Source organism: Inquilinus sp. CA228 (assembly GCF_052078665.1).
Taxonomy (GTDB): Bacteria; Pseudomonadota; Alphaproteobacteria; order DSM-16000; family Inquilinaceae; genus Inquilinus.
This window is the reverse complement of record NZ_JBQJIK010000061.1, coordinates 1-13,905: the sequence shown is the minus strand read 5'-3', so window position 1 is coordinate 13,905 and position 13,905 is coordinate 1. Positions and strand designations below refer to the sequence as shown.

Sequence of the window (13,905 nt, the reverse complement as noted above, 5' to 3'; positions counted from 1 at the left end):
CCTATTCCGCAGCTTCGCGGCGATGGGCGCGGTCGCGATAGTCGCGGATCCGCTCCTCCATCTCGTCGCGGAAATGCCGGATCAGCGCCTGGACCGGCCAGGCCGCCGCATCGCCGAGGGCGCAGATGCTGCGGCCGTCGATCTGCTTGGTCACCTGCAGCAGCATGTCGATCTCGTCCGACCGCGCATCGCCGGTGACCATGCGCTGCATCACCCGGTACATCCAGCCGGTGCCCTCACGGCACGGCGTGCACTGGCCGCAGCTCTCATGCATGTAGAAGCGCGACAGGCGGGCGACCGCGTAGATCACGTCGGTCGACTTGTCCATGACGATCAGCCCGGCGGTGCCGAGCGCCGACCTGACCTCGCGCAGCGCGTCGAAATCCATCAGGACGGTGTCGCACACATCCTTCGGCAGGATCGGGGCCGAGGAGCCGCCGGGGATCACCGCCTTCAGGTTGTCCCAGCCGCCGCGCACGCCGCCGCCATGGCGCTCGATCAGCTCCCGCATCGGGATGCCGAGCTCTTCCTCGACATTGCAGGGCTGGTTCACATGGCCGGAGATGCAGAACAGCTTGGTGCCCTGGTTCTTCGGCCGGCCGATGCCGGCGAACCATGCGCCGCCGCGGCGCAGGATCTCGCCGACGACGGCGATGGTCTCGACGTTGTTGACCGTGGTCGGGCAGCCATACAGGCCGGCGCCGGCCGGGAATGGCGGCTTGTTGCGCGGCTGGCCCTTCTTGCCTTCGAGGCTCTCCAGCAGCGCGGTCTCCTCGCCGCAGATATAGGCGCCGGCGCCGCGGTGCAGGTACAGGTCGAAGTCCCAGCCGGTGCCGGCCGCGTTCTTGCCGAGCAGGCCGGCGTCATAGGCCTGGTCGATCGCGACCTGCATGTTCGAGGCTTCGCCGTAGAACTCGCCCCGGATGTAGATGTAGCAGGCATGCGCCCCCATGGCGAAGGAGGCCAGCAGCGCGCCCTCGATCAGCCGGTGCGGGTCGAAGCGCAGGATCTCGCGGTCCTTGCAGGTGCCCGGCTCGGATTCGTCGGCGTTGATGACGAGGTAGCTCGGGCGGCCGTCCTTGCTCTCCTTCGGCATGAAGGACCACTTCATGCCGGTCGGGAAGCCTGCGCCGCCGCGGCCGCGCAGGCCGGAGGTCTTGACCTCGTCGATGATCTTGTCGCGGCCGAGATCGACTAGCGCCTTGGTGTCGCTCCAGATGCCGCGGCGGCGGGCGCCGTCCAGGCCCCAGTCGTCCCAGCCGTAGAGATTGGTGAAGATGCGGTCTTCGTCGCGCAGCATCACTTCTCTCCCTTGTCCGTGGTGCCGGCGTGGCCACCGCTCGTCTCGACCTTCTGCACCGGCCTGCCCTTCTTCTCGGGCTCGGCATCGCCACGATGGGCACCGGGAGAAGCCTCGGCCTGGGCCGCGACCTCATGCGCCGGCGGGGCGCCGCCGGGCGCCGGGTCCGGCTGATCGGCCTTGCTGCCGTCCGCTACCGGAGGGGCGGCCGAGGCCGGGACCGCCGGGCGGTGGCCCGGCCGCATGTTCAGCAGCGTGGTCGCGCCGGACAGGGCCTCGGAGTTCGTGCGGCCGTTCTGCGGGCCCGGCGTGGTCTGCTGGCCGGCCTTCAGCGCGTCGATCAGCGCCACGGTCTTGTCGTAGTCCAGATCCTCGTAGAAATTGTCGTTGATCTGGACCATCGGGGCGTTGACGCAGGCGCCCAGGCACTCGACCTCGAGCACCGAGAACAGGCCGTCCTCGCTGGTCTCGTGGTGGCCGCAGCCAGCCTTGTCCCGCAGGGCGTTCATCACCTCGCCCGAGCCGCGCAGCCAGCACGGCGTGGTGGTGCAGACCTGGAAGAAGTGGCGGCCGACCGGGGCCTTGTTGAACATGGTGTAGAAGCTGGCGACCTCGTACACCCGGATCCGCGGCATCTCCAGCAGGTCGGCGACGTGGTCCATCGCCACCCGCGGCACCCAGTTGTGGTGCTGGCGCTGGGCGATGTCGAGCAGCGGGATCACCGCGCTCTGCTGCTTGCCCTCGGGGTACTTGGCGATGATCTTCTTCGCCCGCTCGAGATTCTCGGGCGTGAAGGCGAATTCCTTCGGCTGGTCCGCCTCCGGCGCAATCCCTGCGGCCGTCATCGGTCGATCTCCCCGAACACGATGTCCTGGCTGCCGATGATCGCGACCGCATCGGCCAGCATGTGCCCCCGGCTCATGAAGTCGAGCGCCTGCAGATGGGCGAAGCCCGGGGCGCGGATGCGGCAGCGATACGGCCGGTTGCTGCCGTCCGCGACCAGATAGACGCCGAACTCGCCCTTCGGCGCCTCGACCGCGGCGTAGGTCTCGCCGGCCGGGACGTGGTAGCCCTCGGTGTAGAGCTTGAAGTGGTGGATCAGCGCTTCCATCGAGCGCTTCATCTCGGCCCGCGGCGGCGGCGACACCTTGCGGTCGGTGGTCTTGACCGGGCCGTCCTTCGGCATCTGCTCCAGGCACTGGCGGATGATGCGGTTGGACTGGCGCATCTCCTCGATCCGCAGCAGGTAGCGGGCGTAGCAGTCGCCGGTCAGGCCGACCGGGATGTCGAAGTCGAGCTTGTCATAGACCTCGTAGGGCTGTGACTTGCGCAGGTCCCAGGACACGTTCGAGGCGCGCAGCATGACGCCGGTGAAGCCCCAGGCCTTGGCCTGCTCGGCCGTGACCACGCCGATATCGACCAGGCGCTGCTTGAAGATCCGGTTCTCGGTCAGCAGGCTCTCGAGGTCGTCGACGAATTTCGGGAAGCGCTCGGTGTAGGCCCAGATGTCGTCGGCCAGGCCGGCCGGCATGTCCTGGGCGACGCCGCCCGGACGGAAATAGTTTGCGTGCAGCCGCGCGCCCGACACCCGCTCGTAGAACTCCATCAGGAGCTCGCGCTCCTCGAAGCCCCACAGCGACGGGGTCACCGCGCCGACGTCGAGCGCGTAGGTGGTGATGTTGAGCAGATGGTTGAGGACGCGGCCGATCTCGCAGAACAGCACCCGGATGTACTGGCCGCGCTCCGGCACGGTGATGCCGAGCAGCCGCTCCACCGCCAGGGCGAAGGCGTGCTCCTGATTCATCGGGGCGACGTAGTCCAGGCGATCGAAATACGGCGTCGCCTGCATGTAGGTCTTGTACTCGATCAGCTTCTCGGTGCCGCGGTGCAGCAGCCCGATATGCGGATCGGCCCGCTCCACCACCTCGCCGTCCAGCTCCAGCACCAGGCGCAGCACGCCGTGCGCCGCCGGGTGCTGCGGCCCGAAGTTCATGGTGTAGGGCTTGATCTGGGTCTCGACCATGATGCTTACGCCTTCGGCTCGTTCAGCACCGCCTTCTCGTCGCCCGGCAGAACCGGGCCGTCTCGCGTCATGCCCTCCCACGGGCTGAGGAAGTCGAAGGTGCGGAAATCCTGGGTCAGCTTCACCGGCTCGTACACCACCCGCTTCTGCTCGCTGTCGTAGCGGACCTCGACATAGCCGGTCAGCGGGAAATCCTTGCGCAGCGGATGCCCCTCGAAGCCGTAATCGGTGAGGATGCGGCGCAGGTCCGGGTTGTCGGCGAAGAAGATGCCGTACAGGTCCCAGGCCTCGCGCTCGAACCAGGTCGCAGCCGGGAAGGTGCCGGCGGCGGACGGCACCGGCGTGTCCTCGTCGGTCGTCAGCTTGATCCGGATTCGGCGGTTATGCCGGAAGCTGAGCAGGTGGTATATGACCTCCAGCCGCTCCGGCCGGGTCGGGTAGTCGGCGCCGCAGATGTCGGTCAGCTGCTCGAACAGGGCGTCGGGCGCGTCGCGCAGATGGGTCAGCACCCGGACGATCGACTCGCGCCGCACGGTCAGGGTCAGCTCGGCCGTCGGCGACACCGCGTGGCCGAGCACGTCCTCGCCCAGCGCCGCCGCGAGGGCCGTGCCGAGATCGGTCAGTTCCTGGATCGATGCCATTCTTGCTTCCCGATCCCTCAGCGGATGATCCGGTTGCCGCGCCGGATCTTCTTCTGCAGCTGCATGATGCCGTAGACCAGGGCCTCGGCCGTCGGCGGGCAGCCCGGGACATAGATGTCGACCGGGACGATGCGGTCGCAGCCGCGCACCACCGAATAGGAATAGTGGTAGTAGCCGCCGCCATTGGCGCAGGAGCCCATGGAGATGACCCAGCGCGGCTCCGGCATCTGGTCGTAGACCTTGCGCAGGGCCGGGGCCATCTTGTTGGTCAGGGTGCCGGCGACGATCATGACGTCGGACTGGCGCGGGCTGGGCCGCGGGATGACCCCGAGTCGATCCAGGTCGTAGCGCGGCATGTAGGCGTGGATCATCTCCACCGCGCAGCAGGCCAGGCCGAAGGTCATCGGCCACAGCGACCCGGTGCGGGCCCAGTCGATCAGCGAATCGAACCGGGTCAGCAGGAAGCCCCTGTCCTGGATCTCGGCATTGGCGGCGCGGATCACCGCGTCCTGCCCGGCGCCCGGCGGGATCGGGGTACCGACGCCCACGGGGCTGCCCGGCTGCGTCGCGCTCACTCCCATTCCAGCGCTCCCTTCTTCCACTCGTAGATGAAGCCGACGGTCAGGATTCCGAGGAACACCATCATCGACCAGAAGCCGAACATCCCGATGTCCTTGAGCGCCACGGCCCAGGGGAACAGGAAGGCCACTTCCAGGTCGAAGATGATGAACAGGATCGAGACCAGATAGAACCGGACGTCGAACTTGGAGCGCGCATCGGCGAAGGCGTCGAAGCCGCACTCATAGGCCGAGAGCTTCTCGCTGTCCGGGTTCTGCTTCCCGACGACGAGGGACGCGCCGACCGCGGCGCCGGCGATCACGATGGCGATCGCCAGGAAGACGAGGATCGGAAAGTACTCCGACACTAGAGAGGTCGTCATCGCTCACCCGTCACACGTGGAGCCTGCGCGATCTTGATCGGCAGGCGCTCCACCCCAAATCTCTTTCTTCGTCGTGAAGGCCGTCCGTCACGGCCGCCCTTCCGGCGCGGCCTTTATAGGCCGGCATGTCAGACGAGAGAAGCGAATTTCCGCCATATTTCGTAGATGCGAATGCTTCTCAACCGCATGATTTTACTGGGATCTTCGCCCTTCCGGGCGGTGCCGCGGAAGGCCAGTTGGACCGGGGCGTCCAGCCGCGTCCAAATGCAGCAAGGGCCGCAAAGCCCGTCGCAGACGAGGCCGGCCCGGCGTCAATAACAGCGATGGTCGGGGAAGTGGCGCGAGTGACGGGACTTGAACCCGCGGCCTCCGGCGTGACAGGCCGGCGCTCTAACCAACTGAGCTACACCCGCGCAGGGCGCCGGCAACGATCACGGAGCCTTCGGCGGACCGCCGAAACCCGGAGCGAGACCGGAAAACAGGACGTGGCGCGAGTGACGGGACTTGAACCCGCGGCCTCCGGCGTGACAGGCCGGCGCTCTAACCAACTGAGCTACACCCGCGCATCTGGCCGCTCATCGCGGCGAGGCGCTTGAGATACCCACTCCACCGGGGGCTGTCAACTTGTATTGCCAGCGGGCGGGCGGGATTTTCGCGGCGCCCCGAACCCTTGGATTCGGGACCGCTCCGGCGTCGATGCCGCCAGGAACTGGTGGGCGATGACGGGCTCGAACCGCCGACACTCGGTGTGTAAAACCGATGCTCTACCAGCTGAGCTAATCGCCCGGGCGGGCCCGCGGGGGCGAACCCGCAGGGCCCGGACATGAAGCGGCCGGTCGGGCCTGGGCGCCGACCGGCCGGTTCAGGTCCATACGCGGAGGCTTACTTCTTCTTGCCGCCGGCGCTGTTGACGGAGTCCTTCAGGCCCTTGCCGGCCTTGAACTTGACCTGCTTGGAGGCGGCGATCTTGATGGTCTCGCCGGTCCGCGGATTGCGGCCCTCAGACGCGGCACGCGCCGCGACGCCGAAAGTGCCGAACCCAACGAGGCGGACTTCCCCCCCCTTCGTCAACGTCTTGGTCACGCCGTCGATGAAGCTGTCGATGGCGTTGCCAGCATCGGCACGCGACAGACCGGTGCTTTCCGCGACGTGTGCGACGAGATCGTTCTTGTTCACGTGTCGGCCTCCTTTAGGCTCTGTGTTGGTCGTTCCAGCGGGTTCGCCGGATACAGGTACTCTCCAAACCGACAACCGTTCGATGCGCCTTCTCCCGACACCGAAACGTCACGAAATGTAAGCGTATCGCGGAAACACGGTCAATCGTCGGCGGCCCTGAAACACATGGAATTCTGCCAAGTTCCAAGGCCGCCACAATTGCTCAGTGACGGATCACCGCTTCGTCGTCGCCATCGGCGGCAACGGGGGCGATGTCGTCCACATCCGCATCCTTCCATTCGATCGGCTCCAGAGGACGCACCAGGGCGTTCTTCAGAACCTCCTCGACACTGGCGGTCGGCAGGATTGCCAAGGCCTTCTTCACCGAATCCGGAATATCCGCAAGGTCTTTTTCATTGTCCTTCGGAATAATCACCGTCTTGATGCCGGCCCGGACCGCCGCCAACAGCTTCTCCTTCAGCCCGCCGATCGGCAGCACCCGCCCGCGCAGGGTGACCTCGCCGGTCATCGCCACGTCGCAGCGGACCGGGTTTCCGGTCAGCGCCGAGACGATGGCCACGACCATGGCGACGCCGGCCGACGGCCCGTCCTTCGGGGTCGCCCCCTCCGGCACATGGACGTGGATGTCGCGCTTGCCGAACAGAGTCGGCTTGATGCCGAAGGACACGGCGCGGGCCTTGGCGAAGCTTTCCGCCGCCTGCACCGATTCCTTCATCACGTCGCCGAGCTTGCCGGTGGCAACCACGCGGCCGCGGCCGGGGACCGGCACGGCCTCGATCGTCAGGATCTCGCCGCCGACCTCGGTCCAGGCCAGGCCGGTGACGACGCCGACCATGTCCTCGAGCTCCGTCTCGCCGTAGCGGAACTTGCGCACGCCGGCGTATTTGTCGAGATCCTCAGTCTTGACGACGATCTTCTTGACGTCGCTCGACAGGATCTCGCGCACTGCCTTGCGCGCCAGGCCCGCGATCTCACGCTCCAGGCTGCGGACGCCCGCTTCCCGGGTGTAGTAGCGAATCAGGTCGCGCAGCGCCTCGTCGGTCAGCGTCCACTCGCCCTTCTTCAGGCCGTTGGCCTCGGCCTGCTTCTGGATCAGGTGGCGCTTGGCGATCTCGATCTTCTCATCCTCGGTGTAGCCGGGGATGCGGATGATCTCCATCCGGTCCATCAGCGGCTGCGGCATGCGCAGGCTGTTGGCCGTGCAGATGAACATCACGTCCGACAGGTCGTAATCGACCTCGAGATAGTGGTCGTTGAAGGTCGAGTTCTGCTCCGGATCCAGCACCTCCAGCAGCGCCGAGGACGGGTCGCCGCGGTAGTCGGCGCCGAGCTTGTCGATCTCGTCCAGCAGGAACAGCGGGTTCGACGACTTCGCCTTCTTCATGCCCTGCAGGATCTTGCCGGGCATCGAGCCGATATAGGTCCGCCGGTGGCCGCGGATCTCCGCCTCGTCGCGGACGCCGCCGAGCGACATGCGCACGAAGTTGCGGCCGGTGGCCCGGGCGATCGACTTGCCCAGCGAGGTCTTGCCGACGCCCGGCGGGCCGACCAGGCACAGGATCGAGCCGCGAATCTTGTTGGTCCGCTGCTGCACGGCGAGATATTCGAGGACGCGCTCCTTGACCTTCTCCAGGCCGAAATGGTCGTCGTTCAGCACCTGCTCGGCATGCAGCAGATCCTTCTTGATGCGGGTCCGCTGCTTCCAGGGAATCGACAGCATCCAGTCGAGGTAGTTGCGGACCACCGTGGCCTCGGCCGACATCGGGCTCATCGAGCGCAGCTTCTTCAGCTCGCCCATGGCCTTGTCGCGGGCCTCCTTGGTCAGCTTGACCTTGTTGATCCGCTCCTCGAGCTCCGCCGCCTCGTCGCGGCCGTCCTCGCCCTCGCCGAGCTCCTTCTGGATCGCCTTCAGCTGCTCGTTCAGATAGTACTCGCGCTGGGTCTTCTCCATCTGCCGCTTGACCCGGCTGCGGATGCGCTTCTCGACCTGGAGGACGCCGATCTCGCCCTCCATGAAGCCGTAGACCTTCTCCAGCCGCTCGCTGATCGAGGCGATCTCGAGGATCTGCTGCTTCTCGGGGATCTTCAGCGACAGGTGCGCGGCGATGGTGTCGGCCAGCTTGGCGCCGTCCTCGATCTGGTTGACCGAGACCAGCACCTCCGGCGGGATCTTCTTGTTGAGCTTGATGTACTGCTCGAACTGGGCGACCGCGGCCCGGCCCAGCGCCTCGACCTCCTGCGCGTCGGCGGTGACCTCCTCGAGCGGCTCCACCTGAGCCTGGAAGAATTCGGGGTTGTCGGCGTAGCGTACGATGCGGGCGCGCTTGACGCCCTCGACCAGCACCTTGACGGTCCCGTCCGGCAGCTTCAGCAGCTGCAGCACCGTCCCGATCGTGCCGACGTCGAAGATCTCCTCCGGCGACGGGTCGTCCTGCGAGGCGTTGCGCTGGGTGACCAGGAGGATCTGCTTGTCCTCCTTCATCACGTCCTCAAGCGCGCGCACCGACTTCTCGCGGCCGACGAACAAGGGCACGATCATGTGCGGGAAGACCACGATGTCCCTCAGAGGCAACACCGGGTACAGCGTGTCTTTGTTCAGATTCAACATGCGTTCTGCCTTACTGGGGTGGGCAGCGGCCCGAGGAGCGGCGCCGCGCCGGCGCCGGACGAAGGAGACCCGGCGCGCCCAATAGACGTGGCGATGACCGGAGGCCGTTCAAGGGACGGGGATGCTGCAGCCCTCATGACCAAGTCACAAGAGCGCAATCGGGCCACAGTGGCAAGCCCGGGGCGGCGCGCTGCGGCGATTTCGAAACGAAACAGCCGATGCCCGGGGGCATCGGCTGTCAGGTCGGTCAGGATCTATCGCTTGCCCGGCGTCAGGCGCCGGGGGCGCGTTCCTGCTGTTTCTCGGCGTAGATCAGGAGCGGCTTGGCGCGGCCGTCGACCACCTCGCGGTTGACCACGATCTCGACCACGCCGTTCATGCTCGGCAGGTCGTACATCGGCTCGAGCAGGATGCTCTCCATGATCGAGCGCAGGCCGCGGGCGCCGGTCTTGCGCAGGATGGCGCGGGCGGCGATGCCCTTGAGCGCGTCCTCGGTCAGCGACAGATGGACATCCTCCATCTCGAACAGGCGCTGGTATTGCTTCACCAGTGCGTTCTTCGGCCGGGACAGGATCTCGATCAGCGCCTCCGAGTCGAGGTCCTCGAGCGTCGCCACCACCGGCAGGCGGCCGACGAATTCGGGGATCAGGCCGAATTTCAGCAGATCCTCGGGCTCGACCTCGCTGAAGATCTCGCCGGTCGTCCGCTCATCCGGCCCGCGCACATCGGCGCCGAAGCCGAGCGAGCTGCCGCGGCCGCGCTGCGAGATGATCTTCTCCAGCCCGGAGAAGGCGCCGCCGCAGATGAACAGGATGTTGGTGGTGTCGACCTGCAGGAACTCCTGCTGCGGGTGCTTGCGCCCGCCCTGGGGCGGCACCGACGCAATGGTGCCTTCCATGATCTTCAGCAGGGCCTGCTGCACGCCCTCGCCCGAGACGTCGCGGGTGATCGAGGGGTTGTCCGACTTGCGGCTGATCTTGTCGACCTCGTCGATGTAGACGATGCCGCGCTGCGCCCGCTCGACATTGTAGTCGGCGGCCTGCAGCAGCTTGAGGATGATGTTCTCGACATCCTCGCCGACATAGCCCGCCTCGGTCAGAGTGGTGGCGTCGGCCATGGTGAAGGGAACGTCGAGGATGCGGGCCAGGGTCTGCGCCAGCAGCGTCTTGCCGCAGCCGGTCGGCCCGATCAGCAGGATGTTCGACTTCGCGAGCTCGACCTCGCCGTTCTTCTGGCCGTGCGCCAGCCGCTTGTAGTGGTTGTGCACGGCGACCGAGAGCACCTTCTTCGCGTGCTCCTGGCCGATCACGTAGTCGTCCAGAACCTTGCGGATGTCCTTCGGCGTCGGGACCCCGTCGCGGTTCTTGACCAGCGTGGTCTTGTTCTCCTCGCGGATGATGTCGGTGCACAGCTCGACGCACTCGTCGCAGATGAACACAGTCGGGCCCGCAATCAGCTTGCGAACCTCGTGCTGGCTCTTGCCGCAGAACGAGCAGTAGAGCGTGTTCTTCGAGTCACCGCCTGCGGTCTTGCCCATCACTGCCTCACTTCCGCATCCGCGATACCGACCCGCGTGCTCCTGGCGCACGGGCCGGGATGCGGTTGCCTCCAGATGGCGGCGGTTCCACTCTGCGACAAGCTCGTCCCGTCGCAAGGCAGATCCGCATCATCACGAATCAACATAGCGCCCTTCGGCCCTGTTCGGTAGGGCCGCGGGCAAAGAGATCGATTATTCGGCAACGGTCGGACGCCGCTCGACGACCTCGTCGACGATTCCGAAGCCCTTGGCTTCGTCGGCCGACATGAACTTGTCGCGGTCCATCGAGCGCTCGATCTCCTCGAGCGACTGACCGGTGTGCTTGACGTAGACCTCGTTCAGCCGCTGCCGCAGCTTGAGGATCTCGCGCGCCTGGATCTCGATGTCCGAGGCCTGGCCGCGGGCGCCGCCGGAGGGCTGGTGCACCATGATTCGGCTGTTCGGCAGGGCGAAGCGCTTGCCGGGCGCGCCGGCGGCCAGCAGCAGCGAGCCCATCGACGCCGCCTGGCCGATGCAGACGGTCATGATCTTCGGCTGGATGTACTGCATGGTGTCGTAGATCGCCATGCCCGCCGTGATCACCCCGCCCGGCGAGTTGATGTAGAAGGCGATGTCCTTCTTCGGGTTCTCGGATTCCAGGAACAGCAGCTGAGCGCAGACCAGGCTGGCCAGCTCGTCGTAGATCGGCCCGGTCAGAAAGATGATCCGCTCCTTGAGGAGGCGGGAATAGATGTCATAGGCGCGCTCGCCGCGATTGGTCTGCTCGACGACCATCGGGACCAGGGCGTTCATGGTCGGCTGATACGGAGGCATACGTTCCTCGAAAGGCTCGCGCGGGCCGGCAGGGCGCCGCGGCTCACCCCTACATTAGGGGAGGTCCGCGGCGACCTTCAACCGATCAAGCGCCGGAAGCGGTGTCGGTGGCGGCCGGCTTGGCGTCGCCCGCCTCGTCCTCGTCCGGATCGCGCGCCAGCTCCTCCGGCGTCACGGTGGTGTCGTTGACCTTGATCTTGCCGAGGATGAGGTCGACGACCTTCTCCTCGAACAGCGGCGCGCGCAGATTCTCGATCGCCTGCGGGTTCTTGCGGAAGAAGTCGACGACCTGCTGCTCCTGGCCCGGATAGCGGCGGGCCTCGGCGATCAGGGCGCGGTTCAGCTCTTCCTGCGTCACCTCGACGTTCTCGGCGCGGCCGATCTCGGCGAACAGCAGGCCCAGGCGGACGCGGCGCTCGGCGATGGCGCGGTACTCGGCCTTCAGCTCGTCCTCCGGCTTGTTCTTGTCCGGATTGTCCTCGCCGCCGGTCTCGATCGACTGCTGCACCTGTGTCCAGATCTGGTCGAACTCGAGGTCGACCATGCCCTGCGGCACGGCGAAGTCGACCAGCTCGGCCAGCTTGTCGAGCAGCTTGCGCTTGGCGCGCAGGCGCGACACCCGGCCGAACTCCTGCTCGGTCTGGCCCTTGACCGCGTTGCGCAGGCCCTCGAGGTCCTCGAAGCCCAGCTCCTTGGCGAAATCCTCGTTGACCTCGGGCACCACGCCGGCCTCGATCGACTTGACGTCGACCTCGAAGGCGGCCGGCTTGCCGGCGTGCTCGGGGCTCGGATACGCCTCGGGGAAGCTCAGCGAGACAGTGACGTGCTCGCCCGGCTTCTTGCCGATCAGCTGGCCCTCGAAGCCCGGGATGAAGCGGTTCGAGCCGATCTCCAGGCGGAAGTCCTTGCCGGACATCTCCTCGCTCGGCGCGCCGCCGTCGAGGCTGCCCTCGAAGTCGATGATGGCGACGTCGCCGGCCTGCAGGCCGCGCTCCTCGGTCACCGGCTCGAACTTGCGGCGGGTCTCGGCGATCCGGGACAGGCCGGCCGCGATCTGCTCGTCGGTCACCTCGGCGACCGGGCGGTCGATCTCGACGCTGTCGAAGGCCGGCGCGGTGATCTCCGGCAGCACCTCGACATCGACCTTGTATTCCAGGTCCTTGCCCTCGTCGAAGCTGGTCACCTCGACCTTCGGGCGCAGGGCCGGGCGCAGGTTGCGCTCCTCCAGGGCCTGGCGGGTGCCCTCGTCGACGGCCCCTTCCAGGACCTCGCCCATGACCGACTTGCCGTAGCGCTGCTTCATCAGCGACACCGGCACCTTGCCGGGGCGGAAGCCCGGGAGCTTGACCCGGCCCGCGAGCTTGACGAGCTCCGTCTGGACGCGCTGTTCGATGTCGGCCGCAGGCACGACGATCTTGAACTCGTGCCGCAGACCCTCGGTGCTGGTTTCGATCACTTGCATCGGTCTTCAGGAATCCGTCGATGTGACAGGTCGGTCGAGCTGTGCCCTGTCGGGATGTTCAATGGTGCGGGCGGAGGGATTTGAACCCCCACGGCTTTCGCCGCTGGAACCTAAATCCAGTGCGTCTACCAATTCCGCCACGCCCGCGAAGACCCCCACCCCTGCCCGCCCCCGAAAACGCGCACAAATAGGCGGGCAACGAAGGGAGTCGGCCCTGCGAAGGGGCGGTCATAGCACAGGGTTTTTGCGGACGACAGGCAAAACGCGGGGCTACAGCCGGTCGAGCAGGCGGTCGAGCACCTTGGGCAGCGCGTCGATCACGTCCTCGGCGATCAGCCCGGCGCCGACCTGCTGCGCCGCGGCGCCGTGCAGCCAGACCGCGGCGCAGGCGGCCTCGAAGCCAGGCATGCCCTGCGCCGTCAGCCCCAGCACGATGCCGGCCAGCACGTCGCCGGTGCCGCCGGTGGCCAGGGTCGGCGGGGCGTTGGCGTTGACGACCGCGTGCCCGTCCGGCGCGGCGATGATGGTGTCGGCCCCCTTCAGCACCACCACGGCGCCGACCGCGGCCGCGGCCTGAAGGGCCCGGACCAGGCGCGGCGCCTCGGCCTTGCCGAACAGGCGGTCGAACTCGCCCTGATGCGGCGTCAGCACGCAATCGGCATCGAGCAGGCCGGCCAGCGCCTGCGGCTCGCCGGCATAGCTGGCGAGGCCGTCGGCATCGAGCACCAGCGACTTGCCGGCATCGCGCACCGCCGCCACCGCCTGGCGCAGCGCCGGCCCGGCGCCGCCGCCGGGGCCGATCAGCACCGGGCCGAGGCGCCGGTCGGCCAGCAGTCCGTCCCAGCGCTCCGTCGGCAGCGCCATGGCGCCGGGCCAGTCGGCACGGAAGGCCGGTAGCGCCGACTCGGGCGCGACCACGGTGAGCAGGCCGGCGCCGGTCCGCCGTGCCGCCCGCGCCGCCAGCCGGGCCGCGCCGGTCAGGCTGCCGCCGGCGAGGATCAGCGGGTGGCCGCGGTCGTATTTGTGCTGTGCCGGCGCCGCCTGCGGCAGGGCGGCGCGCCACAGCGCCGGCCCGTTTTCGTGCAGCCGCGGGCCGATCGCGTCGAGCACCAGGGCGTCGATGCCGATATCGGCCACCCGGGTCTCGCCGCAGAGGGTGCGGCCGGGCAGCAGCAGGTGGCCGGGCTTGCGGCGGAAGAAGGTTACGGTCAGCGCCGCCGGCGCCACCGGGCCGGGGGCGGAGCCGTCGTCGCCGAACAGGCCGCTGGGCACGTCGACCGCGACCACCGGCAGGCCGGAGCCGGCGGCCGCCTCGATCAGGGTCGCGGCCTTGCCCTCCGGCGCCCGGTTGAGCCCGGCACCGAACAGGGCGTCGACGATGAGGCCGGCTCCGTCCAGCACAGCA

At 67.5% G+C, this 13,905-nt stretch carries 12 protein-coding genes and 4 tRNA genes; all 16 read right to left on the bottom strand.

The window, feature by feature from the left end; translation table 11 throughout:
- Position 1 precedes the first annotated feature (1 nt).
- Positions 2-1,300 (bottom strand): NADH-quinone oxidoreductase subunit NuoF, encoded by a 1,299-nt coding sequence (nuoF, locus tag ACTOWL_RS26495; RefSeq protein WP_441324286.1) that lies wholly within the window; start codon positions 1,298-1,300, stop codon positions 2-4.
- Positions 1,300-2,145: an NADH-quinone oxidoreductase subunit NuoE gene (nuoE, locus tag ACTOWL_RS26490; protein ID WP_441324285.1), complete on the bottom strand. Its 846-nt coding sequence runs from the start codon at positions 2,143-2,145 to the stop codon at positions 1,300-1,302. The genes nuoF and nuoE overlap by 1 nt, the downstream gene beginning before the upstream one ends.
- On the bottom strand, positions 2,142-3,323 hold the full coding sequence (locus ACTOWL_RS26485; RefSeq protein ID WP_441324284.1) for an NADH-quinone oxidoreductase subunit D: 1,182 nt from the start codon (positions 3,321-3,323) through the stop codon (positions 2,142-2,144). Before ACTOWL_RS26485 ends, nuoE begins: the two co-directional genes overlap by 4 nt.
- 5 nt (positions 3,324-3,328) lie before the next feature.
- Positions 3,329-3,964, bottom strand: a complete 636-nt coding sequence (locus ACTOWL_RS26480; protein WP_441324283.1) for an NADH-quinone oxidoreductase subunit C — start codon at positions 3,962-3,964, stop codon at positions 3,329-3,331.
- 17 nt (positions 3,965-3,981) lie between these two features.
- Complete coding sequence (locus tag ACTOWL_RS26475) at positions 3,982-4,545, bottom strand: NuoB/complex I 20 kDa subunit family protein (RefSeq protein WP_441324282.1); 564 nt, start codon at positions 4,543-4,545, stop codon at positions 3,982-3,984.
- On the bottom strand, positions 4,536-4,904 hold the full coding sequence (locus ACTOWL_RS26470) for an NADH-quinone oxidoreductase subunit A (RefSeq protein WP_441324281.1): 369 nt from the start codon (positions 4,902-4,904) through the stop codon (positions 4,536-4,538). The genes ACTOWL_RS26475 and ACTOWL_RS26470 overlap by 10 nt, the downstream gene beginning before the upstream one ends.
- Before the next feature lie 336 nt (positions 4,905-5,240).
- Positions 5,241-5,317: transfer RNA gene (locus ACTOWL_RS26465), tRNA-Asp, on the bottom strand.
- Between the two features lie 73 nt (positions 5,318-5,390).
- Positions 5,391-5,467: transfer RNA gene (locus ACTOWL_RS26460), tRNA-Asp, on the bottom strand.
- A 147-nt stretch (positions 5,468-5,614) separates the two neighbouring features.
- Positions 5,615-5,690 (bottom strand) — tRNA-Val (locus tag ACTOWL_RS26455).
- Positions 5,691-5,786: 96 nt separating this feature from the next.
- On the bottom strand, positions 5,787-6,080 hold the full coding sequence (locus ACTOWL_RS26450; RefSeq protein ID WP_342239489.1) for an HU family DNA-binding protein: 294 nt from the start codon (positions 6,078-6,080) through the stop codon (positions 5,787-5,789).
- 202 nt (positions 6,081-6,282) lie between these two features.
- Positions 6,283-8,688: an endopeptidase La gene (gene lon / locus ACTOWL_RS26445; protein WP_441324280.1), complete on the bottom strand. Its 2,406-nt coding sequence runs from the start codon at positions 8,686-8,688 to the stop codon at positions 6,283-6,285.
- Between the two features lie 271 nt (positions 8,689-8,959).
- The gene (clpX, locus tag ACTOWL_RS26440) at positions 8,960-10,225 is read right to left on the bottom strand and encodes an ATP-dependent Clp protease ATP-binding subunit ClpX (RefSeq protein WP_441324279.1); all 1,266 of its coding nucleotides are present in this window, start codon (positions 10,223-10,225) and stop codon (positions 8,960-8,962) included.
- 192 nt (positions 10,226-10,417) lie between these two features.
- Positions 10,418-11,038: an ATP-dependent Clp endopeptidase proteolytic subunit ClpP gene (gene clpP, locus ACTOWL_RS26435; protein WP_441324278.1), complete on the bottom strand. Its 621-nt coding sequence runs from the start codon at positions 11,036-11,038 to the stop codon at positions 10,418-10,420.
- An 85-nt stretch (positions 11,039-11,123) separates the two neighbouring features.
- On the bottom strand, positions 11,124-12,500 hold the full coding sequence (gene tig, locus ACTOWL_RS26430) for a trigger factor (protein WP_441324277.1): 1,377 nt from the start codon (positions 12,498-12,500) through the stop codon (positions 11,124-11,126).
- A 62-nt stretch (positions 12,501-12,562) separates the two neighbouring features.
- Positions 12,563-12,647, bottom strand: a tRNA-Leu gene (locus tag ACTOWL_RS26425).
- A gap of 123 nt (positions 12,648-12,770) precedes the next feature.
- Positions 12,771-13,905 (bottom strand): NAD(P)H-hydrate dehydratase (locus ACTOWL_RS26420; RefSeq protein WP_441324276.1); only part of this gene is annotated, 1,135 nt, incomplete at its 5' end.

Coding starts and splice junctions, on each gene's coding strand:
- clpP (WP_441324278.1), bottom strand. CDS start 11,038: ATGCCTCCGTATCAGCCGACCATGAACGCCCTGGTCCCGATGGTCGTC.
- nuoE (WP_441324285.1), bottom strand. CDS start 2,145: ATGACGGCCGCAGGGATTGCGCCGGAGGCGGACCAGCCGAAGGAATTC.
- ACTOWL_RS26480 (WP_441324283.1), bottom strand. CDS start 3,964: ATGGCATCGATCCAGGAACTGACCGATCTCGGCACGGCCCTCGCGGCG.
- nuoF (WP_441324286.1), bottom strand. CDS start 1,300: ATGCTGCGCGACGAAGACCGCATCTTCACCAATCTCTACGGCTGGGAC.
- clpX (WP_441324279.1), bottom strand. CDS start 10,225: ATGGGCAAGACCGCAGGCGGTGACTCGAAGAACACGCTCTACTGCTCG.
- ACTOWL_RS26485 (WP_441324284.1), bottom strand. CDS start 3,323: ATGGTCGAGACCCAGATCAAGCCCTACACCATGAACTTCGGGCCGCAG.
- lon (WP_441324280.1), bottom strand. CDS start 8,688: ATGTTGAATCTGAACAAAGACACGCTGTACCCGGTGTTGCCTCTGAGG.
- ACTOWL_RS26475 (WP_441324282.1), bottom strand. CDS start 4,545: ATGGGAGTGAGCGCGACGCAGCCGGGCAGCCCCGTGGGCGTCGGTACC.
- ACTOWL_RS26470 (WP_441324281.1), bottom strand. CDS start 4,904: ATGACGACCTCTCTAGTGTCGGAGTACTTTCCGATCCTCGTCTTCCTG.
- tig (WP_441324277.1), bottom strand. CDS start 12,500: ATGCAAGTGATCGAAACCAGCACCGAGGGTCTGCGGCACGAGTTCAAG.